This is a genomic window from Teichococcus aestuarii (assembly GCF_003116135.1).
Taxonomy (GTDB): domain Bacteria; phylum Pseudomonadota; class Alphaproteobacteria; order Acetobacterales; family Acetobacteraceae; genus Pseudoroseomonas; species Pseudoroseomonas aestuarii.
The window spans coordinates 1-820 of sequence record NZ_PDOA01000078.1; the positions used below are offsets into that span (position 1 = coordinate 1).

Below are 820 nucleotides of genomic sequence, written 5' to 3' on the forward strand. Positions count from 1 at the left end.
CTAGGCTCAGGACTCATTGATCCAGAAGAGGGTGGTGGCTGCAAGGCAGATGGCGGACATGAAGGTATGGGCGCAGCGGTCATAGCGCATGGCGATGCAGCGCCGGTCCTTGAGCCTGACGAACATGTTCTCGATGCGGTGTCGCTGACGGTAGAGCGTCCTGTCGTGCGGGATGGGCTGCTTGCGATTGCGGCGTGACGGAATGCAGGGCTCGATCCTGCGAGTGGTCAAGGCCTCACGGAGGCAATTGCTGTCGTAGCTCTTGTCGCCGATCAGGACGCGCACGGGCGGCAGGGCACTGAGCATCAGCGCCGCGCCTTTGTGTTCGCTTATCTGACCTTCGGAGAGCAGCATGATGATCGGGCGGCCTTGGCCATCGGTGACGGCGTGCAGCTTAGAATTCAGGACACCTTTGGTGCGTCCGATACGGCGAGGAACAGCCCCTTTTCGAGTAGGCTGGCCGCTGTGCGGTGCGCCTTAAGGTGAGTGGCATCAATCATCAGCCAATCCAGCTGGCCTTTGCGCTCGGCCATCCCCGCGAAGATGCGGTTGAACACGCCCATGCGGCTTCAGCGGATGAAGCAGTTGTAGAGGGTCTTGTGCGGGCCGTACTCGGCAGGCGCGTTGCGCCAGCGCAGCTCGTTGCGAATGACGTGGATGATACCGCTGACGACCCGCTGGTCATCGGCCCGCGGCACTCCGTGTGAGAGCGGGAAGTAGTGCGTGATCCGCTCGATCTGTGCCTTTGTGAGCCAGAACAGGTCAGCCATGGCAGCACTTCCGGCCGCCATGGAATCACAGAAAAATCAAAGCGCAAGAG

General features: G+C 61.2%; 1 pseudogene. It reads right to left on the reverse strand.

The annotated features are described in order from the left end of the window. Positions 1-6: 6 nt before the first annotated feature. Positions 7-770, reverse strand: a pseudogene (locus tag CR165_RS24205) (IS5 family transposase). Positions 771-820 lie beyond the last annotated feature (50 nt).